Source organism: Agreia sp. VKM Ac-1783 (assembly GCF_900177765.1).
Classification (GTDB): domain Bacteria; phylum Actinomycetota; class Actinomycetes; order Actinomycetales; family Microbacteriaceae; genus Agreia.
On the sequence record NZ_FXWI01000002.1, the window covers coordinates 490,866 to 513,634 of the forward strand.

A 22,769-nucleotide genomic window follows, 5' to 3' on the forward strand; every position below is an offset into this window, starting at 1 on the left:
TTATGCCCCTTCCAGTTCGGTCTCGAGCGCGGCCCTGCGCTGGATGGCGATGGCGCTGGTCGACGCATCGGCCGGGAAGCGCGAGCCGGGCGTGGGTTCGTCTTCCAGCCCGAAACCGTGATCCACCGTCCAGCTGACCCAGACCTCGGCGCCCTCGTTGACGACGGGGCCGAAGACCATGTTCTGCGCGAACACCGTCACGGCTCCCAGTCCGGGCATCTGAACGATGTAGGAGGTGCTGACACCAGAGAACGAGACGTCGGTGACGCGCCCGGGTCCGAGGATGTTGATCCCCGCGCTGTCGGTCGGCGCCTCCGTGTGCAGCAGCAGCTTCTCTGGTCTCACACCGATCGTGACCTCGCCTGCGTGGCGCTGCGCTCGAGTTCGGGGAACCACGATGCCCCTGCCCGCCACAGCCACTGTGATGGAATCGGCGACCGACTCGGTGACCTGCCCGGTGAACAGGTTGGACTGACCGAGGAAATTGGCGACGAACGCCGTGCGGGGAAGTTCGTAGAGCTGCTCGGGAGCGCCCATCTGCTCGATTTCGCCCTTGTTCATGACCGCCACGATGTCGGCCATCGTCATGGCCTCCTCCTGATCGTGGGTCACGTGGAGGAAGGTCAACCCGATCTCGGTCTGGATGCTCTTCAGCTCGAGTTGCATCTGGCGCCGCAGTTTCAGGTCGAGCGCCCCGAGAGGCTCGTCGAGCAGCAGGAGGGCGGGGCGGTTGACGATCGCCCGTGCGAGCGCGACACGCTGCTGCTGTCCTCCAGACAACTGTGCCGGCCGTCGAGCAGCGAGGTGGTCGAGCTCGACGAGCCGCAGTGCCTCGTGGGCTTTGCTCAGCGGGTCGTCGATTTTTCGCCGACGGAGCCCGAAGGCGACGTTCTCGAGGATCGTCATGTGCGGAAACAGCGCGTACGACTGGAAGACCGTGTTCACCGGCCGCTGGAATGACTTGGTGTTCGTGACGTCGTTGCCTCCGATGAGGATGCGCCCTTCAGACGGATCCTCGAGGCCGGCGACGAGCCGGAGCGTCGTCGTCTTGCCACAACCCGATGGTCCGAGAAGCGCGAAGAACGACCCGGCCGGAATCGTCAGGTTGAGATTCTCGATGGCGGTGAAACCCGGAAACCTCTTGCTGATGTCGACGAACTCGAGGTCGGCGCCGGCCTCGGCGAATGTGCTCATCGTCTTCATCAGATGCCCAACAACACTTTCTGGAATTCGGTGCCCAAGGTCTTCTCTTCCTCTGCTGTCAATGTTCGGAACACGTGCGCTTGTTCGAGAGTCTTCTCGTCGGGAAAGATCAGCTGGTTGTTCGCGAGCTCCGGATCGATCGAGTCCATCGCCTCGCGGGCACCGACGACCGGTGTGATGTAGTTGACCCAGGCTGCGACCTCCGCGGCGACTTCGGGCTCGTAGTAGTAGTTCATGAGCGCTTCTGCATTGGCCTTGCGCGTCGAGCCCATGGGAACCACGAAGGTGTCGTTCCAGAGCGTTCCGCCGGAGTCGGGGAGGATGAACTCCCACTTGTCGCCCGCCTCTGCGTTGATCAGCGTGATGTCGCCCGACCAGCAGATCGCCGCCAACGTGTCCTCGTTCTGCAGATCGTTCAGGTAGGCGTTGCCCTTGATGTTGCGCACCTGCCCATCGTCGACCTGCTTGCGGAACAGATCGATCGCATCCATGAATTGGCTCTCGGTCCAGTCGCTCGAGACGTCGACGCCCTGTGACTGCATGATGACGCCGATGGTGTCGCGCATCTCGCTGAGAACACCGACACGCCCCTTGAGCTCTGGCTTCCAGAGATCGTCGACGGATCGAAGACCCTTGGGGAGACGCTCTTTGTTCCAACAGATTCCCGCGAATCCCCCCTGCCAGGGAAGCGAACGATTGCGGCCGGGATCGAAATCGGGGTTCGCCAGCGACGGGAGCACGTTCTTCTTGTTCGGGATGTTGGCCGCGTCGAGCTCCTGCACGTATCCCTTGCGTATCAGTCGAGAAACCATCCACTCCGTGAGACATACCGCGTCAGCGCCGATGTCCTGACCCAGTGCGAGCTGGTCCTTGACCTTGCCGTAGTAGGAATTGTTGTCGTCGACGGCCACGTTGTAGGTGACCTTGATGCCGGTCTGTTCCTCGAAACCGATCACCGTGGGATAGTTGCCGTCGTCGTCTTCATCGATGTAGGCCGGCCAGTTGTCCCACACGACTGATTTGTCGGATGCCGACGAATCGACCGCAGCCAGGGGCGCAGGGCGGGGGCCCGTCGAACAGGCGGCCAGCGCCAGAGCACCGAGGCCCAGCCCCGCTCCGGCGAGCACGGAACGCCGAGACACCGCGATCTGCTTCGCCCTCTGCAGGGATCGTGTGTGGGCGATCGCCTGCTGGATCAGCGGGTCACGGGGCAGTGGCGCGTTCATGTCGGGTGGATCTCCGAACTCTCCGGTATCAGGGTGGTCTGATAGTGGCACAGCACACGCTGCTGTGGGGTGAAATACGACGAAAGCATCGATACCGAAACATAAACTTCACGGAATGCGCTGTGATCCGCACGGTCATCGGCGGGAATCCTCCGCGTGGTCGAATCGCGCGATCGTGTCATCGGGTGCGAGCAGCCACCGAGGCTTCCGACCATGATCGAACGGCGGCGGCAGGTCTCGCCGTCGGGTGAGCGATCGAAAGTCACTGAGAGAACAGCCGTCGAAATAGACGGGGATGCGGCTCCGCAGTGCTGAGAAGGTGCTCCAGGCGGCCATCCAGGCGTCAGGCGCGCCGACCAGCCAGGTCGGCACGCCGGTCGCGGAAGCGAATGCCGAGAGAGCCGCGCGGTCGCCCACGTCGATCAGCGTCACCGCGTCGGGTATAGCGTCGACCTGCCGATCGAGAAACCGTGCGGGTCGAGAGGTGACGACGAGCAAGGTCGACGGCGGTGATTCCTCCCGCGTGCGAACGTGGCGCGACGGCGTCGAGGGGCGGGTCGCCGCGAGGCCCGGAACGAGCGCGACCTGGAGCCGTGCTCCCCGCCAGTGCCCCGCTCCGGACGGAAGGCCGGGGTCGTGGTCGGAGGCTATGCCTTCGGCGACGATGTACTCCTGGCGACTCGCGAATCTGAGATGGATGCGCTCCGGAAAGAGGGGCGCGAGGGCCGTGACTGGTGCGGCCAGCCGCTGGGCCGTCGCGATGACTGTGATGCCGCAGGGTGGGCCGTCGCGGAGAAGAGTGGCGAGCGCTGAGACGAACGCGCTCTGATAGTCGGCCTCGAAGCGGCGCACCACCGAGTCGAGGTCATCGATGAAGACGAGGATCGGATCGTGGGAGTCTCCCCCGCGTTGTCTCTCCCGGCACAGCTCGACGACATCGTGCACCGTGTCCCACGCCCGCTCGATGCCCGGGCCGACGAACACCGCCGCGGATGCCTGATGAGCGATCGTCGAGAGAAGCGTCGATTTTCCCGAGCGCGACGAACCGAGGGTCAGCAGAGGCCCTTGTTCGCCCGGGTGGTAGCAGGCCGGTGGCTGGCGCTGTTCATGGGGCAGATCCAGAAGACCGAGGACGATGCCGGTGGACGGTCTCGGAACGTCGTCCAGGAGGACCTTCGAAGAAAGGGCCGGCAGCCAGGGAGCACGCGGAGCCGGACGCGTGGAGGGACCGTCTCGGACGAGATCCGCGGCATCCGTCTGAGCCACCTGAACCACCACGGGGGGCCGCCCGCCGACCGAGATGAGGCAGCGACCGCGTTGTGCGGGCGACAGCATCGATGCGGCTGGGCTGCCGATGATGGCGGTCGAATCGGCCGCGTTGTTCACGCGCAGAGAGAGTCGAAGCTCGCAGTTGGCGAGCAGCGAATCCTTGACGACCCCGGCGGGCCTCTGGGTGCAGAGGACGAGATGCATACCGAGCGAGCGCCCCCGCGCGGCGATGTCCGCGAACACGTCGTGGAGCTGAGGAAACTCGGACAGCATCGCGGCGAACTCATCGACGACGATCAGCAGACGGGGCATCCGTGGGGCGAGGCGGGAGTCCGAGATGTCGCGCGCGGACGCCTCGCGAAGCACGCGCTCTCGCCAGCGGACCTCGGCTCTGAGGCTCGACAGCGCTCGCTCGGCCCCTCTGGGGTCGAGATCCGTGATGAGCCCGACGCACTGTTCGAGGCCGGTCAGCGGATCGAACGCTGCCCCACCCTTGAAGTCGACGAGGAGAACAGAGAATGCAGTCGAGTCGTACGCGCGAGCGAGCGCCGCAACCCACGTGACGAGAAGCTCGCTCTTCCCGCTTCCCGTCGTACCGGCGACGACCGCGTGCGGCCCCTGCTCGACGAGGTCGAGACTGACGACCTCGCCCTGTTCCCCTAAACCGATGGCCGCGCTGAGTCCTTTCGGCGACGGCGAGACTCCCCCGTCACCCGCGCCGACGAGAGCCTCGACCTCGGCTGCGGACACGCGGGACGGCAAAGCGAAGTGCACTCGTTCGGCGTCGGGGGTCTGCTGACCGAGTCTGTCGCTGAATTCCACGGCCTCGAGAATCGACACGAGCTCCCCCTCGATCTCGAAAGGGGTCGACAGCCGAGGATGCCGCAGCACGGTGACCCTCGCCACCGAATCGGCGGCCATGACGACATCGGCTTCCGCAGGAACGACATCGACCGAGTTCGCGACCACGATGAACGACGCGCAGAGAGGTCGTCGGGCGTCGGCGAGTGATCCGACCGACACGTCGTCGTGGCCGGAATGGGGAAGGGATTCCACCCACGCCCAGGCACCGGGACTCGAGTCCTCTGCCGCGCTGCAGGTCACGAAAGTGACGGCGCTGGGTGACACGGCCGCGGCGAGCTGCACGACGTAGCCTCGGGCGATGGCATTCGCGAGCGTCGACGCTCCGACGACAGCGATGCGCGCAGGAGCTGGCGCGAGCACCGGTGCGTGAGCCAAGCGTAGAGCGACGGATCGCAGGCGTCGCGAATCCTCATCGTCATCGGTTCCTCCTTCCACCCTCAGGGCGCTCTTCGCCGGGCCGGCACCCAGGCAGATGGTCACCTGCGCAGCCGCGGTCGCCGTGAACGGGTTGGAGGCGCGCCCGAGGATCGATCGTGCCGAGGGCGCGCCCTGCCTCAAGGTTGCGAGCTCGTGCGCGTGGAGAGTCGTTACGCGATCGACGAAAGCCCGCTTACGCCGCGCCAGGTCGACGTCGTCTCGTCGCAGGGCGCGTCGTGCGGTGACCCGACCGTCGAGGAGCGTCGCGACGGCCATCACCGGCGAAAGCAGAGCGAAGACGAGCGCGAGGGGCGAGTGCAGCACGAACCACACCACGCCGGCCATCGCCAAGGGGGCCAACGATCCGATGAGCGGAAAGGGAGTCTTCGGGGGCGGATCCGAGCGCCGAGGAACGACGAGGACCTCGTCGAGATCCATCGCGATGTCGAGAGTGCTCGGCGCTCGATGAGGCGGCGACTCGTCAGACGAGAGGGAGTGACGTCGACGCATGTACCGAGTAGACCTCGTGCACGCGCTCCCGCGTGTGCTGCCGCTGCCATTGGTGGAGAGATCCGCAAGGGCCGGCTGTGTGAGCGACCCTCGGCGGCGTGCCGCTTCTACAGCACGTCGAAGTACTGTTCTCCGATGCGGATGCGCGTTCCTCGCGCCACCCCGTAGCGCTCCCCGGGTAGGGCCTCCACCGATTCTTCGCCCGAGACCGAGATCGATGTGCCGTTGCCCGAATGGCGATCGCTGACCCAGAACATCCCGTTCTCGATGCCGAACTCGAGATGCGTCTTCGACACGCTCAGCTGCGGATCGACGACGCGCACGATCTCGAGTCGACCTTCGTCTTCTCGGACGACCGGGTTTCTGCCGATGAGTCCTGGGCCGGCGACGACCGCATTCTCTCCGGTGCTGAAGATGAGCCGGAAGACCGCCGGTGCCGCCGGCGATCGCGGAGCAGCCTTGGCGGGAGCCGTGAATGCTTCGTGTCGACCGGGCATGGGCAGGGGCTCGACGTGCTGGGTGTCACTCATGGCCGACGCGGCCAGCACCGAACTGCCGCACTCGCCGCAGAACATCGCGCCGCTGGGGAGCGCGGTTCCGCAGGTCTTGCACCTCACCGTGCTCATGGGGTCCGCGCGCTCGGACGGGTCGATTCGGTCTCGTCGACGGCGACGGAGACGTCGACGACCAGGACGGTCACGTTGTCTCGGCCTCCGTTGGCCAGGGCGGCAGCGACGAGTTCGCTCACGGCGCGCTCGGCCGACTCGGTCGTCGCCAGGTAATGCCGGATGCCGTGATCGGTGAGTTCCTTCGTCAACCCGTCGGAACAGATCAGGATGCGCTGGCCCGGTTCGACGGGAATGAGCGAGTAATCGGGAACCGGCTTGTCGTGGAACCCGACGGCCCGCGTGATCACGTTGCTGTCGGGATGGACATCGGCCTGCTCGCGGGTGATCAACCCGGCCGCGACCATCTCCTGCACGACGGAGTGGTCGGTCGTGATCTGTTCGAGCTCGCCATCGGCGAAGAAGTAGACCCGCGAGTCGCCGATATTGAACACGGCCCACTGCGCCTCGCCGTCGACGACCGTGAGCGCGACGCCGGTCACGGTGGTTCCGGTTCCGAGAACACTCTCATCGCCGACTCTGTCGATGTCGGCTCGCGCAGATTCGAGGGCTCGATCGATCGTGTCGGCATCGATGTACGCCCGGCCGGTGATATCGCCGAGGCGAGTGACGACCGCAGCGCTGGCGATGTCGCCTGCGGAGTGACCACCCATGCCGTCTGCCACGGCGAACAGGGGCGGATTCGCGACGACGCTGTCTTCGTTGACGGCGCGCTTGTTTCCCCGGTCCGACAAGAGCGACCAGGTGAGGGTCAGGGTGTCTGCGGCGCCGGGAAGGACAACGCTCACGTGGGCGTTGCTGTCACCGATCTGGGTCACGGGACTCTTCTCCTCGACATGCTGTTCGGATTCGGGCGCGCACGGTTCTGTCGGTGCGCAGACCGTCTCTCACGGTCAATCCGCTCCGGGAAGTATCTCGATGACGTTGCCGTCGCCGATGTCGACCCTGCTGTACGGGGGAAGAACTATCGAGTCCCCCTGTTTCAACTTTATCCGAGGTGAGCCGGGCAGAGTGACGCCCGTGCCATTCGTCGACTGCAGATCCGTCACGATGACCTCGCGCCCTCGCTGCACGATATGCAGGTGGGTCGCCGAGACCTCCCGAGTGGGCGACGGCACCTCGACGAGGACAACCTGGTCACCGGCGATCTGCCGTGGGCCTCGAGGCCTGCGGCCGACATACACGGGCACATGCAATTCGAACGGGGCCTGCATCCCGATCCGTACGCGGCTGGGCCGAATACGGTCCGTCGACGCACCGTCGGCTTCGTGCGTTCCTCCGTGTCTGCCCAGGCGCCGAACCGGAACCCGCTCCAGTGTGATCTCGGCGTCGTCGGCCGCGTGCGTAGCGGCCCGCGGCTCGAGGATCTGGCGTCTCGCCGACGCGTCGACGACCGTTCGACCCTCGTCGAGCATCCAGAACACCGAATCGACGGATGCGACACCGAGCACGAGCGGAAGCTCGGCACCCGAGACGGTCAACATCTCCGCGGGACCGACGGCGTCGGAGCTCGCGCCGAAGCGAAGTCCGGTCACTCTCGAGAACGACGCGAGATGCCACGGCCGGAGACCCTGCGACGAGAACCGCCGCGGCGCAGAATCCGCTGCGTACACGTCGACGACAGAGGTTCCTCTGGCCACGACGGAGAGCACCGCCGCGCCGGCGCTGTCTGTCTCGAGTGCTGCCACGGCGAACGAGGACACGGCATCGGCACCGAGCGACGGAACAGCCTGAACCACGCGTTCGAGCGATACGGAGCCGCTCGACATCTCGCCCCACAGTCGCGACAGCACGGTCGGCGAGTTGGCTCCCTCGAGGAGCGCGACCATACCCGGCACCACCAGAGCCAGCTGGGATCCAGACGGCGAAGCCGCGTCGTACACGACACGGCCTGTGGTCTGAGTGGGCGCGTTCACCCGTCGAGCTTATTCGCCGTTCGGTCACATCGACAGACGGCCGGCACGTGTCGACGGGAGACGCTCGCTCAGCGCCGGGTGCATTCAGCACGCATGAAATTCGGGAGTATTCAACTGATTTCGTGGTGCGGATCGCGCTTTGCGACGGAATCGCTTGCCCGGAGCGGTAGATCCTGACAGAATCCAGGCATGAGCCCAAAGCCGCGTCAATCACATCTGGATGACACATCGAAGGCGATCATCGAGCAGCTGCAGGTCGATGGACGACGGTCATATGCCGAGATCGGCAAGGCTGTGGGACTGAGCGAGGCGGCGGTGCGACAACGAGTGCAGAAGCTCACGGAGTCGGGCGTGATGCAGATCGTGGCCGTCACCGACCCTCTGCAGCTCGGCTTCTACCGTCAAGCGATGATCGGCCTGAAGGTGTCGGGAGACACCCGCGTCGTTGCCGACGCGCTTGCGGCGATACCAGCTGTCGACTATGTGGTGCTCACCGCGGGCACGTTCGACATCATGGCCGAGGTCGTCTGCGAGAGCGATGACGATCTCATCGCTCTGCTCAACTCGCAGATTCGACACCTCGACGGTGTCATCTCCACCGAGACATTCGTCTATCTGAAACTGCACAAGCAGCTCTACAACTGGGGTACCCGATGAATGACATGACTTATTCCGACGCCGCCGAGAGCGAGCTGCAACGCAAGGCCAAGGAGCATCTGTGGATGCACTTCAGTAGGCAGTCCGTGATGGAGTCGGGCGACGGCGTGCCGATCATCACGCGTGGCGAGGGCCATCACATCTGGGATAGTCGCGGCAAGAAGTACATCGACGGACTGTCTGGGCTCTTCGTGGTGAACGCGGGACACGGTCGTCGGCGGCTGGCCGAGACCGCGGCACGTCAGGCCGAGGAATTGGCCTTTTTCCCCGTGTGGTCCTACGCCCATCCGAACGCCATCGAACTCGCCGACAGGCTCGCACACTACGCGCCCGGAGACCTCAACCGCGTGTTCTTCTCGACCGGGGGCGGAGAGGCTGTCGAGACCGCGTTCAAGCTGGCCAAGTACTACTGGAAGCTGCAAGGACGGCCGACGAAGCACAAAGTCATCTCTCGCGCCGTCGCCTATCACGGCACCACACAGGGAGCCTTGGCGGTCACGGGCATCCCGGGTATGAAGGCCATGTTCGAGCCGGTCACGCCGGGTGGCTTCCGTGTGCCGAACACGAACTTCTACCGTGCGCCAGAACACGGTGACGATCTGACTGCCTTCGGAATCTGGGCCGCCGATCGCATCGAGGAGATGATCCAGTTCGAGGGCCCCGACACCGTTGCAGCCGTGTTCCTCGAACCGGTACAGAACTCCGGTGGATGCTTCCCTCCACCACCCGGATACTTCCAGCGAGTTCGAGAGATCTGCGACCGCTACGACGTTCTGTTGGTCAGCGACGAAGTGATCTGCGCATTCGGCCGCATCGGCCACATGTTCGCGTGCGACGAGTACGGCTACGTCCCCGACATGATCACCTGCGCCAAAGGCATGACCAGCGGATACTCCCCCATCGGCGCGACCATCGTGAGCGACAGGGTCTATGAGCCTTTCAAACACGGTCAGACGTCGTTCGCGCACGGGTACACCTTCGGCGGACATCCCGTATCGGCTGCGGTTGCCCTGGCGAACCTCGATATCTTCGAAGAGGAGAAGCTCAACGAGAACGTCAGGACCAACTCGCCCCTCTTCCGCTCCACTCTGGAGAAGTTGAATGATCTGCCGATCGTGGGCGATGTGCGGGGAGATGGATACTTCTTCGGGATCGAACTCGTGAAAGACAAGGTCACCAAAGAGACGTTCGACGACGACGAGTCCGAGAGGCTTCTTCGCGGCTTCCTATCGAAAGCGCTCTTCGACGCCGGCCTCTACTGCCGCGCCGACGATCGGGGAGATCCCGTGATCCAACTCGCGCCGCCCCTCACCATCGGCGCGGCAGAGTTCGACGAGATCGAGCAGATCCTTCGCGGAGTGCTAACGGAGGCGTGGAGCAGGCTCTGACCACCTCTCACACCGCCTGCCTGCCTACCCAGTCAGGCACACGGCCCGTGCTGATCAGCTGCTCGAAGAGTCGTGCCAGCTCGTACCCCGGACCGATCGCCAGAGCCTGCTCGAGATAGTCACCCGCGGAGGAGCCCTGCCCTCGTGCCCACTCGAACCAGGCCAACATCGTGAAAGGAGCCAACTGCCACGGTAGCGGGGCGAGGGAGATGAGATGGCGGAGTAGACGCACTGCTCCCTCTATCCTCAGTCCGTCTGGGCACCTCCGGCCCTCACCGACGAAGGTCTCGAGTATCGAACCGTCGGGCACAGCCGCCCCTCGACGAAGCATCGCCGTGTCCGCGGCGGTCCGGTCTCCGGCATCGTCACCCCAGGCCATGAGCATCAATACGCAATCGCGCACGCCCTTGTCTCTGATGCTCCACAGCATGGCAGCCACGGCCTCCGGCGGAATATCGGAGGGCGTGGATTCGATCGCGTCAGTCCAGAGGACGTGCGCCGCGGACCATTCCCAGAGCCGTTCTCTCTCGCCGGCATCGTGCATGATCGCGGCCGATGCGCGCGACACCTCGTCGCGCTGTGCACTCGAGGCCTCATCGATCGGCGGCGCTCCCTGAGCGCGCGCCTCCACATCGCGGGGCGCACCGACGCCGTCGAGCTCGGCATCGATGCGTGTTTTTTCATTTTCATCGAAGCGGCCGCGCTCAGCATCGAGGTACGACGCCCAGACCCTGCCTGAACAGCACAGCGCATCGACGATACCCAGTCCCGCCGACGCCATCCGGGTGACGATCGCCTCGACCAGCTGCGGACGCGGAGGTCGGTCCTCTGCGGTCCACGCCTCATCCGTGTAGACGGCGATCAGAACGGCATCCACACCCGGAACACGGCTGATCAGACGGATGATGGCGTCCGCGACCAGCCGGGGGTTCGCCCGGCTGTCTTCAGGGGGCAGATCGACTCGCAACGAGGCCGCGGTCTGCCGGTTCTGAAACGTCTGCACGACAATGCTGTTCACGGGCGTGTACCCCATGACGCGAGGCAGGGCGATCAAGAAATCTGCTGGGCGTTTCGCTTTAACCGAGGAAGTCATGACGAGAGACTGCTGTGTGCCGCGGATCGCGGCGAGGGCGGGCCGTCAGTCTGTGGAGAAGCGATTCAGACGGGCCTCCTGTGAAGGAAGGGATGGGAGCAACACTGTCCACACCCGTGGGCTCCGCCCCTGCTTCCCAGCCGAGGTGAGCAAGGCTCCGCACTCTCGTGTGCGGGGATACTGTCGGAGTCATGACACGAGAACTCCTCCAGACGGGAGACGACGGCATCGCACGATGCGGCTGGGTCTCCGACGATTCCGAATATCGGCGATATCACGACGAAGAATGGGGCACGCCCCTGCACGGCGACGTCGCACTCTTCGAGACCATCGCACTGGAAGGGTTCCAGGCCGGCCTGTCATGGATCGCCATCCTGAAAAGACGTCCCGCTTTCCGCGCCGCCTTCGACCAGTTCTCGATCGAACGAGTCGCTCGATTCGATGACGACAAGATCGACGAGTTGGCCCTCGACGCGTCGATCATCCGCAATCGCCAAAAGATCGCCGCCACCATTAAGAACGCTCGAATCGTTCACGAGCTGGTGCGTGATGACCCGGGATCCCTTGATCGTCTTATCTGGAGCCACGCTCCCTCATCGCACCAACGCCCCGCAACCGTCGACGAGATGCTGACGGTGACCGACAGTTCACGAGCACTCAGCGCACAACTGCGACGTCTCGGACTCACCTTCGTCGGACCGACGACGATGCACGCCCTGATGCAGGCAGCGGGGCTGATCAACGATCACGCGTCGGGCTGCGCGCGCGGCGATCAACTCGCCGTCGCGTCGAGCTGAATCAGTAGCCGGGGTTCTGCGGCCCGGCCGGGGGTTGAGGCGCGTAGACCGGCCGCGCTTGCGGCACGTATCGAAGCACAGCGCTGGTCGGTCTCGCCCAGTCGGGGGCGACGAAGATGCCAGCGATCGGCTGAGGGTTCCACACGGATCGGTCGAACGCGAAGATGCCCCACCAGACGTAGGGAACAAAAATGTAGAGCACGACCCACGCCGCCGTCTTACCGAAGCGCAGAGCGATGTTGTAGGCGGCAATGCAGATGAATACACTCGACGCGATCCCGACGACCGGCACGAAGGCGACAAGGGCCCACCACCCCGCTTGTCCCCCGATCTCCAGAAATACCCACGAGTTGTAGATCGGAACCCATCCCTTCCAGGCGGGCTCTCCGGCCTTCACGAAGATCTTGCTCAGAAACCACGAGCTGACGACATAGATAGCGGCGATCAGAACCACGTAGAACGCACTGAAAATCAGCGTCAGAATAAGTCCGGCCGCTGCACCGGCCGCGGTGCCATCCGAGTCGTATGTCGAGATCATGCAAGAAGACTAGCGGCAACCCGCAACAACGCGCGGCGCCACCGGGTCAGCCAGCGGGTCTCGGCACCGACGCGATCACACGCCTGACGAGTAGAGCCGGACTTCGCCCGGCTCGCCGAGTTCCATCCGATGACCTGCTGCCCCCGCGACCGCAATGACCTCGTCGATCGTCGACAAATCGCGCGCGTGCATCAACAGCGCTCGGGTCAGCAGCCCCTTCGACTTCTTGTTGAAGTGATTCAGGGCCCGAACGGTGCCGTCGTCGGACTCGGTGACGACTCGCAGGAACCAAGAGTTGGCGCCTGAGCGCACGGGCGACAGAGCGACGTACGCTTCCGATCTGAAGTCGAGCACGAGTTCTTCGCCCGCACCGATCTCGAGCGGCGCGACGGGTGCCCAGGTCTTGGCCAGATGGATTCCCGGCAGCTTGGAATCGTGCGACAGCCTGTACGCCGGAATAGGATCCAAAGCGCCGATCGGCCCCAGAAGCGCTGACTGGATCACCAGGTGTGATGCCGCGAACGCTCTGGCCTCCTGAGGGAGACTGGCCGAGTCGAGAGCATCGAACACCACGCCCGTATACCGGTCGATAGCGGGCATCGTCGGCGAGGTGGTGACGGTGCGATTCCGCTCGACCTCCGAGAGCTGACGAACGCTGATCTTCAGAGCTTTGAGGCTCGCATCCTCATCGCGAGAGAGAGCACGCAGTTCTCTTACCAGGCGGCGACGAGTCGCCGTCAGCGACGAAAAACGCAAGCGGGCCAGATCCAGCCTCGCCGCGTCACCCCCCTCCCGCTTCGTCTCGGACGGCGGAAGGAGGATGAGCACGAGGTGGACGACCCGCTTGCGTCAGACGAGCGCCGCGTTGCGCGCGACGATCGTGATGGTGTTGTTCTCTACAGAAAGGAATCCGTCATCGGCCTGAGCAGTGATTCGCGCACCCGAAGCCTGCGTCACGCGAACCTCGCCCTCGGCCAGGATGGCGAGGAGCGGCTCGTGACCGGCCAGGATGCCGATCTCGCCTTCGACCGTCTTGGCGATGACCATCGTCGCCTCGCCCGACCAGACTTCCTGGTCGGCCGACACGACACTCACCGTAAGCGGCGAAGCCATGACTAGCCGTTCTCTTTCTGGATCTGAGCCCACTTCTCTTCGACGTCGTTGATGCCACCGACGTTGAAGAAGGCCTGCTCGGCGACGTGGTCGAAGTCACCGTTGGCGATGGCGGAGAACGACTCGATGGTGTCCTTCAACGGAACCGTCGAACCCTCCACGCCCGTGAACTTCTTGGCCATGTAGGTGTTCTGCGACAGGAACTGCTGAATGCGACGAGCCCGCGACACGGTGATCTTGTCTTCTTCAGACAGCTCATCGACACCGAGGATCGCGATGATCTCCTGGAGTTCCTTGTTCTTCTGAAGGATCGCCTTGATGCGCACGGCCGTGTTGTAGTGATCCTCACCCAAGTACCGGGGGTCGAGGATGCGGCTGGTCGAGGTCAGCGGGTCGACGGCCGGGTAGAGGCCCTTCGACGCGATCTCACGCGACAGCTCCGTGGTGGCGTCGAGGTGGGCGAATGTGGTTGCCGGCGCCGGGTCGGTGTAGTCGTCGGCAGGCACGTAGATCGCCTGCAGCGACGTGATCGAGTGACCACGCGTCGAGGTGATGCGCTCCTGCAGGATGCCCATCTCGTCGGCCAGGTTGGGCTGGTAGCCCACCGCGGACGGCATGCGACCGAGAAGAGTGGAGACCTCGGAACCCGCCTGCGTGAACCGGAAGATGTTGTCGATGAAGAGCAGCACGTCCTGCTTCTGCACGTCGCGGAAATACTCTGCCATCGTCAGGGCGGACAGAGCGACGCGAAGACGCGTTCCCGGCGGCTCATCCATCTGGCCGAATACGAGGGCCGTCTTGTCGAAGACACCCGCCTCTTCCATCTCAGCAATGAGGTCGTTGCCCTCACGGGTGCGCTCGCCGACTCCGGCGAACACCGACACTCCACCGTGATCCTGAGCAACGCGCTGGATCATCTCCTGGATCAGAACGGTCTTGCCGACTCCGGCGCCTCCGAAGAGTCCGATCTTTCCACCCTGCACATAGGGGGTGAGGAGGTCGATGACCTTGATGCCGGTCTCGAACAGCTCCGTCTTCGACTCGAGCTGGTCGAACGCCGGGGGCTTGCGGTGGATGGGCCAGCGCTCGGTGATCTCGATCTTCTCGCCCGGCTCAGCGTTGAGCACCTCGCCGATGACGTTGAAGACCTTGCCCTTGGTGATGTCGCCGACGGGAACCGTGATCGGCTCTCCGGTGTCGGTGACCTCCTGGCCGCGGACGAGTCCGTCGGTCGGCTTCAGGGCGATCGCGCGGACCAGGTCGTCTCCGAGATGCTGGGCGACCTCGAGGGTCAGCACGGTCTCGGGAGCGCCCGGAATGGCGATCGTGGTCTTGAGGGCGTTGTAGATACCCGGGATCGAGTCGTGGGGGAACTCGATGTCCACGACAGGGCCGGTGACGCGGGCGATGCGGCCGACAGCGCCGGGCGCAGTCGTCGTCGCAGCTTCAGGTGCGGTCAGTGTCATTGCTTCTCTCTTCTTTCGCGCTACTTTGCCGAGCTCAGCGCGTCGGCGCCGCCGACGATCTCGGAAATCTGTTGGGTGATCTCGGACTGGCGAGCATTGTTCGCCAGTCGGGTGTAGTCGCGGATGAGGCCATCCGCGTTGTCGCTGGCAGCCTTCATGGCCTTCTGCGTAGCAGCGTGCTTAGCGGCTGCGGACTGCAGCATGGCGTTGAACAGGCGCGACTCGATGTAGACAGGAAGCAGCGAATCGAGAACGGAAGCAGCATCTGGCTCGAATTCGTAGAGCGGCAGTACCGCCTTCGAATCGGGCTCTTCGACACCTTCGACGACCTCGAGAGGAAGCAGACGAACGACCTCGGGAACCTGCACGAGCATCGACACGAAGCGGTTGTAAACGATGTGGATCTCGTCGACCCCACCCTCGGCGGCCGGCTTCAGGAACGACTCGAGAATGGCATCGCCAATCTCTTTCGCGGTCTCGAACTCGGGGTTGTCGGTGCCGCCCTGCCAGGTCTTCTCGGAAGGCCGACGGCGGAACGCGAAGTACGCATTCGCCTTGCGTCCGACCAAGAAGTACACGACGTCTTTGCCCTGGCTGCGCAGGAGCTCGGCCAGCTGCTCCGACTCCTTGAGCACGTTGCTGTTGAACGCACCCGCCAGACCACGGTCGCTCGAGAAGATGACGATCGCAGCGCGCTCGACCTTCTCGGGCTCCGTTGTGAGGATGTGATCGACGTTCGAGTACGACGCCACCGCAGACACTGCGCGAGTGATCGCCCGCGAATACGGGGTGGAGGCTGCTACTCGCGCCTGCGCCTTTTGAATGCGCGAGGCGGAGATGAGCTCCATGGCCCTGGTGATCTTCTTGGTCGTCTGGGCAGACTTGATCTTCTGCCGGTAGACGCGGAGTTGCGCTCCCATAAGTTAGCGGCGACCCTTCACGATCTTTTCCTGGTTGACGTCTTCAACCTTGGTCGCAGTGAACTCCTCGCGTCCGACCGATGCGAGGGGCTTGCCCTCGCCCGTCTGGAACTCGAGCTTGAACTTGTCGACCTCGGAGTCGAGAAGCGACGCCGTCTCGTCCGACAGGACGTTGGACTCGCGCAGAGTCGTCAGCACCTCGGTGTTGCGGGCAAGGTAGTCGAGAAGCTCGCGCTCGAAACGGAGGATGTCTTCGACCGGCACCTCGTCGAGCTTGCCGTTCGTTCCCGCCCAGATCGCGACGACCTGGTCTTCGACGGGGTACGGCGAGTACTGAGGCTGTTTGAGCAGCTCGGTGAGGCGCGCACCACGCGCCAACTGGCGACGCGACGCAGGATCGAGGTCGGATGCGAACATCGCGAAGGCCTCGAGCGAGCGGTACTGGGCGAGTTCGAGCTTGAGCGTTCCGGAGACCTTCTTGATCGACTTCACCTGAGCGTCACCGCCGACTCGCGACACGGAGATACCGACGTCGACTGCGGGACGCTGGTTGGCGTTGAACAGGTCGGACTGCAGGAAGATCTGACCGTCGGTGATCGAGATCACGTTGGTCGGGATGTAAGCCGACACGTCGTTGGCCTTGGTCTCGATGATCGGCAGACCGGTCATCGAGCCGGCGCCCAGCTCGTCGGAGAGCTTGGCACAGCGCTCGAGCAGACGAGAGTGCAGGTAGAAGACGTCACCGGGGTATGCCTCGCGTCCCGGCGGACGGCGAAGAAGAAGCGATACGGCGCGGTATGCCTCGGCCTGCTTCGACAGGTCATCGAAGATGATCAGAACGTGCTTGCCACCGTACATCCAGTGCTGGCCGATGGCCGAGCCCGTGTACGGTGCGAGGTACTTGAAGCCGGCGGGGTCGGAGGCCGGAGACGCGACGATCGTCGTGTACTCGAGCGCTCCTGCGTCTTCGAGCGCGCCCTTCACCGAAGCGATGGTCGAGCCCTTCTGGCCGATGGCGACGTAGATGCAGCGAACCTGCTTGTTGACGTCACCCGACTCCCAGTTGGCCTTCTGGTTGATGATCGTGTCGATCGCAATGGCGGTCTTACCCGTCTGGCGGTCGCCGATGATCAACTGACGCTGGCCACGGCCGACGGGGATCATGGCGTCGATCGCCTTGATACCGGTCTGCATCGGCTCGTGCACGCTCTTGCGCTGCATGACTCCGGGAGCCTGCAGCTCCAGTGCGCGGCGACCCTCGGACGCGATCTCACCGAGACCATCGATCGGGTTGCCCAGGGGGTCGACGACGCGACCCAGGTATGCGTCACCGACGGGAACCGAGAGGACCTCGCCCGTGCGCTGCACCTCCATGCCCTCGACGATTCCCGAGAACTCACCCAGGATGATGACACCGACCTCGTCTTCGTCGAGGTTCTGAGCAAGACCCAGAGTTCCGTCGGCGAAACGAATCAGTTCGTTGGCCATGACGCCGGGAAGACCCTCGACGTGAGCGATGCCGTCACCGGCGTCGGTGACGTATCCGACCTCGGTCTTGGTCGCCTTGCCGGGCTCGTAGGACTTCACGAAGTCCTGAAGAGCACCACGGATCTCGTCGGGGCTGATCGATAGTTCTGCCATCGTTTTTCCTTTTTCTGCCGAAGGATTCGCTCCGGCGTGTAGCAAGCCAACCACAAGGGGCTAGCCAGCGAGCTGAAGTCTCAAATCGTTGATGCGGGCGGAGACGCTGCCATCGATGACATCATCTCCCACCTGGATGCGAAGACCGCCGATGAGGGCGGGATCGATCTGCTGGTTGACGGAGAGGGGTCGTCCATACAGTGACGAGAGCCCCTTCTCCAGACGCTCCAGCTGTGCGGGAGCGATGGGAGCCGCGCTGGTGACCGTGGCAATGGACTTGCCGGCCTGATCTGCCACGATATTCGCCGCAACCCGAAGCAGCTCTCCGATGCGCCGACCGCGAGGCTGGGCAACGAGTTGCTGCACGATCGCGAGAGTCTGCGCGGACGCTTTGCCCTGCAGCAAAGCATCGACCAGTGCCAGTTTCGCGTCGACCGCTCCGAGCTTCGAACCGAGCGCCAACTCGAGCTCGTCGCTCGTGGACACCGCCTCGCCGAAACGAGCGAGTTCGTCCTCGATCGATTCGGCGTTCGTTGCCGAATCGGCGAGAACCCGGAAGCCGAGCTCTTCGATGGCTTCGAGCAGGTCGTCGTGGCGTGACCAACGGCTGGCTGCAACGTCACTCAGGATGCGCACGGCCTCAGCATCGAGCTTCGATCCGAAGAGTTCTGAAACGACTCCGGCTTTCGATGCCTGATCTGCTGAGGGGTCAGCGAGAAGCGACAGCAGCGCAGACGAATCGCCGATGACCCGGCCGGCGAGGAGCAGCTGCTCCCCCGTGGCCAGAGTGGCGGAACCGCCCTGCCCGGCGAGTCTGGCTCGAACGCCGGCGATCGCTTCTCTTGTCGCTGATCCCATGTGCTTACTTGTTTCCGGCGGTCGGGGCGGATGCCTCGGACGCCTCGAGGTCAGCAAGGAAGCGGTCGACGATGCCGGCAGCCTTGGCGTCGTCCTTGACGGACTCACCGATGACACCCGACGCGAGGTCGAGAGCGAGGCTTCCGACCTCGGCGCGCAGCGACACGACGGCCGCCTGGCGCTCGGCCTCGATCTGGCTGGTCGCCTGTGCCTGGATGCGAGCCGCATCGAGCTGAGCCTGCTCCTTGAGCTCGGCAGCGATCTTCAGAGCGTCGGCGCGAGCCTGCTCCCGGATCTTGCCGGCCTCGGCGCGACCCTCGGCGAGCTGAGCCGTGTACTGCTCGAGAGCAGCCTCGGCCTGCGCCTGCGCCGCGTCGGCCTTGGCAATGTTGCCCTCGATCGCAGCCGAACGCTCGTCGAGCATCGTCTTGACACGAGGAAGCACCATTCTCCAGAAGAAGAACAGGATGACGACGAAGCAGAGCAGCGACCAGACGATGTCGTAGATCTCTGGGATGAGCGGATTCGTCGTCTCGGCCGTTTCCTCTGCGGCAGCTAGAACTGCGTGAAGCATTCCAGCCTCCTATCTCTTGAGCGAAGCGGGATCAGACGAAGATGAAGTAGGTCGCGATACCGATGAAGGCCAGGGCCTCGGTGAAGGCGATACCGATGTACATCAGAACCTGCAGGCGGCCTGCAAGCTCGGGCTGGCGGGCGACACCCTCGATGGTCTTTCCAACGACGATACCGACGCCGATGGCCGGGCCGATGGCTGCGAGACCATAACCGACCGTCGCGATGTTTCCGTTGATCTCGGCGAGAACGGTTGTTGCGTCCACGTGTGTTTCCTTCCGTGATGTCGAACGAGGCGGGCGCCTAATTCGTTTAGTGTTCCTCAGCCAGCGCGAGCTGGGTGTAGACAGCGGTGAGCAGGGTGAAGACGTAGGCCTGAAGCACGGCGACGAGGATCTCGAAGAGCGTGAACACGAAGCCGAAGGCCAGCGTGCCGACACCGAACAGCGTGAACCATCCGCTCGCCGTGAAGAAGAAGAACCAGGTGGCTCCGAAGAACAGCACCAGCAGAAGGTGTCCCACGACCATATTCATGAGAAGTCGGAGAGTCAGGGTGACCGGACGCAGGATGAACGTCGAGAGGAGCTCGATCGGCGTCACGATGATGTAGAGACCCTTGGGGACTCCGGGCGGGAACAGTGCGTTCTTGAAGAACGCTCCCGGATGCTTCTTCAAGCCCGCGTAGATGAAGGTGACGTACGCGACGACCGCCAGCACGAGGGGAACACCGATGACCGAGGTTCCCGCGAGGTTCAAGAACGGCACGATGCCCGTGAGGTTCATTGCGAGGACCATGAAGAAGATCGTCGTCAGAATCGGCAGGAAGCGCTTGCCGTCTTTCTTGCCCAGCAGGTCTTCAGCGATATTCACCCGAACGAAGTCGAGCGCCATCTCGGCGATGCTCTGGCCCCGTGTGGGTACCAGCTTCATCTTGCGCGTTCCCAGCCAGAACAGGATGAGGATCGCGGCGACCGCGATGAAACGGATCAGAATGACCCGGTTGATCTCGAAGGGGGTACCGGGGAAGAAGATGACTTCTGGGAAGAATTCCTCGATGGACGGACCGTGGAATTGACCATCATCGGCAGCCAACGGCACAAGCAAGTTCAGAGCGTTAGCTAACAGCGCTATCTCCTGGTTCGGGGCGTGGAGCGAGGCTCTCGCGACGACGAATGATGGGGGGTGCTGCTTCTGGGTGACAACCCGAGTGACGCAGCGGAACGATCTTTATGAAGCCTATCAAGAGTTAGGCCCCCCTGACCAATCGAGAACGCCTATTGGTGGCCCGAATGTGCCGGATCGGACATATTCTTACTCGCCCGGCAATTTGACGTCGCTTGCATAGCTCATGCGGGATGTAGCGACCACCACCACGTCGACGATGAGCGACCCGAGGACACCCGCGATGATGCAGAGGAACATCACGACGGGGTTGATCCAGGGCTGATCTCGCAGAAGGAACACGAGCACCAGGAAGATCGCGAATTTGACGATCCACGCACCCATGACCACGGCGAAGAAGATGGCCGTGAAGAAGTCCGTCCCCGAGAAGCGGTTGGCGACGAGGATCGACGCTGCGGTGAGGCCGGTGAACAGGATGGCCATGGCGGTTCCCACGAGGGCGCTGACGAGACCGCGCTCGGAGTCGACGAGAAAGCCCACCACTCCCCCGATCACGGCGATGGCGAGGGAGAGCAACCCTCCCCATTTCAGGATGCGCAGGAATACCGGCCGCGCGGAGGAGCCTGTGGCGGCCGAGGAGGCACGGGGGGTGGGGGTCGACACGCTAGGCGCCTTTCGTTTCTGCGGGAGGTGACACGGATTCGGATGCTGCGTCGAGCGGGTCGAGCGAGGCTGCCATCGACGCCTCCGGGCTCTCTGCCTCGGTCGACTGGGCGGTCGCCTCGACGACTTTGCGCCGGCTGAGCGGCGCCAGGGTCAGCACCGTGCACACCACGAGTCCCGCGAGGAGAAAGACGACCGCGTAGCCCGTGGGCACGAGGAAGAACAACAGGCACCCGACCGAGACGACGGCCGTCCAGGCGTAGAAGATGAGGACGGCGTGGAAGTGCGAGTGCCCCATGTCGAGGAGCCTGTGGTGGAGGTGCTTCCTGTCTGCGCTGAACGGGCTCTTGCCGGCACGAAGTCGGCGGAAGACAGCGAGTCCGAAGTCGAGAAGCGGGAGCACGAGGATCGCGAACGGCAGGAGAATCGGAATGAACGCGGGAAGCAGTTCGCGTCGGCCGAGGGTCGCCGGGTCGATGACACCGGTCACGGCGATCGCGCTGGTCGCCATCAACAGGCCGACGAGCATGGCGCCGGCGTCGCCCATGAACATCTTCGCCGGATGCCAGTTCAGGGGAAGGAATCCCGCACACGCGCCGATCAGGATCGCGGTGATGAGCGCCGCGAGGTTGAAGTAGTCGGTCGCCGACCCTTCTTGGATGAGCAGAAACGTGTAGAGGAAGAAGACGCCGTTGGCGATGAGGCAGACGCCGGCCACGAGCCCGTCGAGCCCGTCGATGAAGTTGATGGCGTTCATCACCAGGACGACCGCGAACAGGCTGATGATCAGCGACATCACACCGGAGCCGACGGCGAGCGTGCCCGCGATCGGGAGCGACACGATCGCCACTCCCTGCCAGACGAGCAGCCAGGCCGCGATGATCTGCCCCGCCAACTTGATGGTCCAGTCGAGGTCGACGAGGTCGTCGATGACCCCGATCACCACGATGATCAGGGCGGCGCCCAGAATGGCGAACACCGGACCCGGATTCACGAAGACCAGCCTGAACCCGTCGACCTGCGAGGCCACGGCGAACGCCACGACCATGCCGATGAACATGGCGACGCCGCCCAGCCGGGGCGTGGGTCGGGTGTGCACATCCCGCTCGCGGATCTTCGGGTAGAGCCTGAACCGATGACTCAGCTTGTACACGACGAGCGCCAGCCCGAACGTGACGACCGCAGAGATGGCGGCGACCAGCAGATAGATCCGCACGGATCAGCCGTTCAGTCGATGATCGGGCAAAGAGAGCACGTCCCCCAGAATCGACCGCAGCTGTTCTTCCGACACCGCCCCGTGACGCACGATTCGGAGAGAACCGTCGTCGCCGAACGTGCTCGCATCGACGATCGTCGACGTCACGGTCTCGGTGACTCCGCCGTCGAGATAGACGTCGACGCTGTCACCGAGACTCTCGAGAGCCAGGGATGCCGTGGTCGCGGCAGGCTCACCGGTGAGATTCGCCGACGACACGGCCAGAGGCCCTACCTCCGTGAGTAGCTCCAGGGCGATGGGGTCGGACGGCTGACGCAGTGCCACCGTGCCGCGGGTGTCGCCGAGATCCCAGGCGAGCGACGACCGCGCGGGAACGATGATCGTCAGGCCCCCGGGCCAGAAGGCGTCCACGAGGTCTCGCACTGGCTGGCTCACGGTCTCCGCGAGAGCGTCGAGTGTGGCGACACCGGGTACGAGAACCGGAGGTGGCGAACTACGCGTGCGTCCCTTGGCGTCGAGCAGCGCCTGCACGGCGGCCGGGTTGAAGGCATCGGCGGCGATGCCGTACACCGTGTCCGTCGGAATGACGACAAGCGCGCCGCGACCGATAGCGGCGCGGGCGAGTCGCATTCCCGTCAGGAGCTCGGACGGAACCGAGCAGTCATAGAGGGCAGCCATATCGACCCCAATGAT

23 protein-coding genes are annotated in these 22,769 nt (G+C 64.1%); 3 read left to right on the top strand and 20 right to left on the bottom strand.

Annotated features, from left to right (window positions below; translation table 11 throughout):
• The 6 genes from CCK87_RS07365 to CCK87_RS07390 form a co-directional block, all read right to left on the bottom strand.
• Window positions 1–1,203 (bottom strand): ABC transporter ATP-binding protein, encoded by a 1,203-nt coding sequence (locus tag CCK87_RS07365; protein WP_086460774.1) that lies wholly within the window; start codon window positions 1,201–1,203, stop codon window positions 1–3.
• Window positions 1,203–2,429 carry a spermidine/putrescine ABC transporter substrate-binding protein gene (locus CCK87_RS07370; RefSeq protein WP_086460775.1) on the bottom strand — a complete coding sequence of 409 codons (1,227 nt, stop codon included), beginning with the start codon at window positions 2,427–2,429 and terminating at the stop codon, window positions 1,203–1,205. Before CCK87_RS07370 ends, CCK87_RS07365 begins: the two co-directional genes overlap by 1 nt.
• 135 nt (window positions 2,430–2,564) lie before the next feature.
• Entirely contained in the window at window positions 2,565–5,489 is a 2,925-nt protein-coding gene (locus CCK87_RS07375) for an FtsK/SpoIIIE domain-containing protein (protein WP_086460776.1), read from the bottom strand.
• 107 nt (window positions 5,490–5,596) lie between these two features.
• On the bottom strand, window positions 5,597–6,115 hold the full coding sequence (locus tag CCK87_RS07380) for a zinc-ribbon domain-containing protein (protein WP_086460777.1): 519 nt from the start codon (window positions 6,113–6,115) through the stop codon (window positions 5,597–5,599).
• Entirely contained in the window at window positions 6,112–6,933 is an 822-nt protein-coding gene (locus CCK87_RS07385) for a protein phosphatase 2C domain-containing protein (RefSeq protein ID WP_086460778.1), read from the bottom strand. The genes CCK87_RS07380 and CCK87_RS07385 overlap by 4 nt, the downstream gene beginning before the upstream one ends.
• Window positions 6,934–7,008: 75 nt before the next feature.
• Window positions 7,009–8,031, bottom strand: coding sequence for an FHA domain-containing protein (locus CCK87_RS07390; RefSeq protein ID WP_086460779.1), 1,023 nt, complete (start codon window positions 8,029–8,031; stop codon window positions 7,009–7,011).
• A 189-nt stretch (window positions 8,032–8,220) separates the two neighbouring features.
• On the opposite strand from CCK87_RS07390, the gene CCK87_RS07395 reads away from it, so the two are divergent.
• Both CCK87_RS07395 and CCK87_RS07400 read left to right on the top strand, forming a co-directional pair.
• Complete coding sequence (locus CCK87_RS07395) at window positions 8,221–8,688, top strand: Lrp/AsnC family transcriptional regulator (protein ID WP_085485723.1); 468 nt, start codon at window positions 8,221–8,223, stop codon at window positions 8,686–8,688.
• 5 nt (window positions 8,689–8,693) lie between these two features.
• Entirely contained in the window at window positions 8,694–10,076 is a 1,383-nt protein-coding gene (locus tag CCK87_RS07400) for an aspartate aminotransferase family protein (protein WP_086461220.1), read from the top strand.
• A gap of 7 nt (window positions 10,077–10,083) precedes the next feature.
• Here CCK87_RS07400 and CCK87_RS07405 read toward each other — a convergent pair whose 3' ends face one another.
• Window positions 10,084–11,169 (bottom strand): DUF4192 domain-containing protein, encoded by a 1,086-nt coding sequence (locus CCK87_RS07405; RefSeq protein ID WP_086460780.1) that lies wholly within the window; start codon window positions 11,167–11,169, stop codon window positions 10,084–10,086.
• Window positions 11,170–11,360: 191 nt separating this feature from the next.
• Between CCK87_RS07405 and CCK87_RS07410 the strand changes: the two genes are divergently transcribed.
• Window positions 11,361–11,966: a DNA-3-methyladenine glycosylase I gene (locus CCK87_RS07410; RefSeq protein WP_086460781.1), complete on the top strand. Its 606-nt coding sequence runs from the start codon at window positions 11,361–11,363 to the stop codon at window positions 11,964–11,966.
• Window position 11,967: 1 nt separating this feature from the next.
• On the opposite strand, the gene CCK87_RS07415 is transcribed toward CCK87_RS07410, so the two are convergent.
• The 13 genes from CCK87_RS07415 to CCK87_RS07475 all read right to left on the bottom strand — a co-directional run bounded on the left by CCK87_RS07415 (window position 11,968) and on the right by CCK87_RS07475 (window position 22,754).
• On the bottom strand, window positions 11,968–12,504 hold the full coding sequence (locus tag CCK87_RS07415; protein ID WP_086460782.1) for a DUF5684 domain-containing protein: 537 nt from the start codon (window positions 12,502–12,504) through the stop codon (window positions 11,968–11,970).
• A gap of 75 nt (window positions 12,505–12,579) precedes the next feature.
• Window positions 12,580–13,332, bottom strand: coding sequence for a peroxide stress protein YaaA (yaaA, locus tag CCK87_RS07420; protein ID WP_086460783.1), 753 nt, complete (start codon window positions 13,330–13,332; stop codon window positions 12,580–12,582).
• Between the two features lie 21 nt (window positions 13,333–13,353).
• The gene (locus tag CCK87_RS07425) at window positions 13,354–13,617 is read right to left on the bottom strand and encodes a F0F1 ATP synthase subunit epsilon (protein WP_044438698.1); all 264 of its coding nucleotides are present in this window, start codon (window positions 13,615–13,617) and stop codon (window positions 13,354–13,356) included.
• Window positions 13,618–13,619: 2 nt separating this feature from the next.
• Complete coding sequence (atpD, locus tag CCK87_RS07430) at window positions 13,620–15,083, bottom strand: F0F1 ATP synthase subunit beta (RefSeq protein WP_055780775.1); 1,464 nt, start codon at window positions 15,081–15,083, stop codon at window positions 13,620–13,622.
• 20 nt (window positions 15,084–15,103) lie between these two features.
• Entirely contained in the window at window positions 15,104–16,003 is a 900-nt protein-coding gene (locus tag CCK87_RS07435; RefSeq protein WP_086460784.1) for a F0F1 ATP synthase subunit gamma, read from the bottom strand.
• A gap of 3 nt (window positions 16,004–16,006) precedes the next feature.
• Window positions 16,007–17,644 (bottom strand): F0F1 ATP synthase subunit alpha, encoded by a 1,638-nt coding sequence (atpA, locus tag CCK87_RS07440; protein ID WP_055929403.1) that lies wholly within the window; start codon window positions 17,642–17,644, stop codon window positions 16,007–16,009.
• A gap of 60 nt (window positions 17,645–17,704) precedes the next feature.
• Window positions 17,705–18,502, bottom strand: coding sequence for a F0F1 ATP synthase subunit delta (locus CCK87_RS07445; protein WP_086460785.1), 798 nt, complete (start codon window positions 18,500–18,502; stop codon window positions 17,705–17,707).
• 4 nt (window positions 18,503–18,506) lie between these two features.
• Window positions 18,507–19,076, bottom strand: a complete 570-nt coding sequence (locus tag CCK87_RS07450) for a F0F1 ATP synthase subunit B (RefSeq protein ID WP_086460786.1) — start codon at window positions 19,074–19,076, stop codon at window positions 18,507–18,509.
• A 31-nt stretch (window positions 19,077–19,107) separates the two neighbouring features.
• Window positions 19,108–19,341 (bottom strand): ATP synthase F0 subunit C, encoded by a 234-nt coding sequence (gene atpE, locus CCK87_RS07455; protein WP_035837596.1) that lies wholly within the window; start codon window positions 19,339–19,341, stop codon window positions 19,108–19,110.
• Window positions 19,342–19,387: 46 nt separating this feature from the next.
• Window positions 19,388–20,185 (bottom strand): F0F1 ATP synthase subunit A, encoded by a 798-nt coding sequence (gene atpB / locus CCK87_RS07460; protein ID WP_086460787.1) that lies wholly within the window; start codon window positions 20,183–20,185, stop codon window positions 19,388–19,390.
• 201 nt (window positions 20,186–20,386) lie between these two features.
• Entirely contained in the window at window positions 20,387–20,860 is a 474-nt protein-coding gene (locus tag CCK87_RS07465; protein WP_086460788.1) for a hypothetical protein, read from the bottom strand.
• 1 nt (window position 20,861) lies between these two features.
• Window positions 20,862–22,076 (bottom strand): MraY family glycosyltransferase, encoded by a 1,215-nt coding sequence (locus CCK87_RS07470; protein ID WP_086460789.1) that lies wholly within the window; start codon window positions 22,074–22,076, stop codon window positions 20,862–20,864.
• Window positions 22,077–22,079: 3 nt separating this feature from the next.
• Window positions 22,080–22,754: an L-threonylcarbamoyladenylate synthase gene (locus tag CCK87_RS07475; RefSeq protein ID WP_086460790.1), complete on the bottom strand. Its 675-nt coding sequence runs from the start codon at window positions 22,752–22,754 to the stop codon at window positions 22,080–22,082.
• Between the last annotated feature and the right edge of the window lie 15 nt (window positions 22,755–22,769).

Coding starts and splice junctions, on each gene's coding strand:
- CCK87_RS07395 (WP_085485723.1), top strand. CDS start 8,221: ATGAGCCCAAAGCCGCGTCAATCACATCTGGATGACACATCGAAGGCG.
- CCK87_RS07365 (WP_086460774.1), bottom strand. CDS start 1,203: ATGAAGACGATGAGCACATTCGCCGAGGCCGGCGCCGACCTCGAGTTC.
- atpA (WP_055929403.1), bottom strand. CDS start 17,644: ATGGCAGAACTATCGATCAGCCCCGACGAGATCCGTGGTGCTCTTCAG.
- atpD (WP_055780775.1), bottom strand. CDS start 15,083: ATGACACTGACCGCACCTGAAGCTGCGACGACGACTGCGCCCGGCGCT.
- CCK87_RS07475 (WP_086460790.1), bottom strand. CDS start 22,754: ATGGCTGCCCTCTATGACTGCTCGGTTCCGTCCGAGCTCCTGACGGGA.
- CCK87_RS07450 (WP_086460786.1), bottom strand. CDS start 19,076: ATGCTTCACGCAGTTCTAGCTGCCGCAGAGGAAACGGCCGAGACGACG.
- CCK87_RS07400 (WP_086461220.1), top strand. CDS start 8,694: ATGACTTATTCCGACGCCGCCGAGAGCGAGCTGCAACGCAAGGCCAAG.
- CCK87_RS07435 (WP_086460784.1), bottom strand. CDS start 16,003: ATGGGAGCGCAACTCCGCGTCTACCGGCAGAAGATCAAGTCTGCCCAG.
- CCK87_RS07415 (WP_086460782.1), bottom strand. CDS start 12,504: ATGATCTCGACATACGACTCGGATGGCACCGCGGCCGGTGCAGCGGCC.
- CCK87_RS07375 (WP_086460776.1), bottom strand. CDS start 5,489: ATGCGTCGACGTCACTCCCTCTCGTCTGACGAGTCGCCGCCTCATCGA.
- CCK87_RS07410 (WP_086460781.1), top strand. CDS start 11,361: ATGACACGAGAACTCCTCCAGACGGGAGACGACGGCATCGCACGATGC.
- CCK87_RS07370 (WP_086460775.1), bottom strand. CDS start 2,429: ATGAACGCGCCACTGCCCCGTGACCCGCTGATCCAGCAGGCGATCGCC.
- CCK87_RS07445 (WP_086460785.1), bottom strand. CDS start 18,502: ATGGGATCAGCGACAAGAGAAGCGATCGCCGGCGTTCGAGCCAGACTC.
- CCK87_RS07425 (WP_044438698.1), bottom strand. CDS start 13,617: ATGGCTTCGCCGCTTACGGTGAGTGTCGTGTCGGCCGACCAGGAAGTC.
- CCK87_RS07405 (WP_086460780.1), bottom strand. CDS start 11,169: ATGACTTCCTCGGTTAAAGCGAAACGCCCAGCAGATTTCTTGATCGCC.
- CCK87_RS07380 (WP_086460777.1), bottom strand. CDS start 6,115: ATGAGCACGGTGAGGTGCAAGACCTGCGGAACCGCGCTCCCCAGCGGC.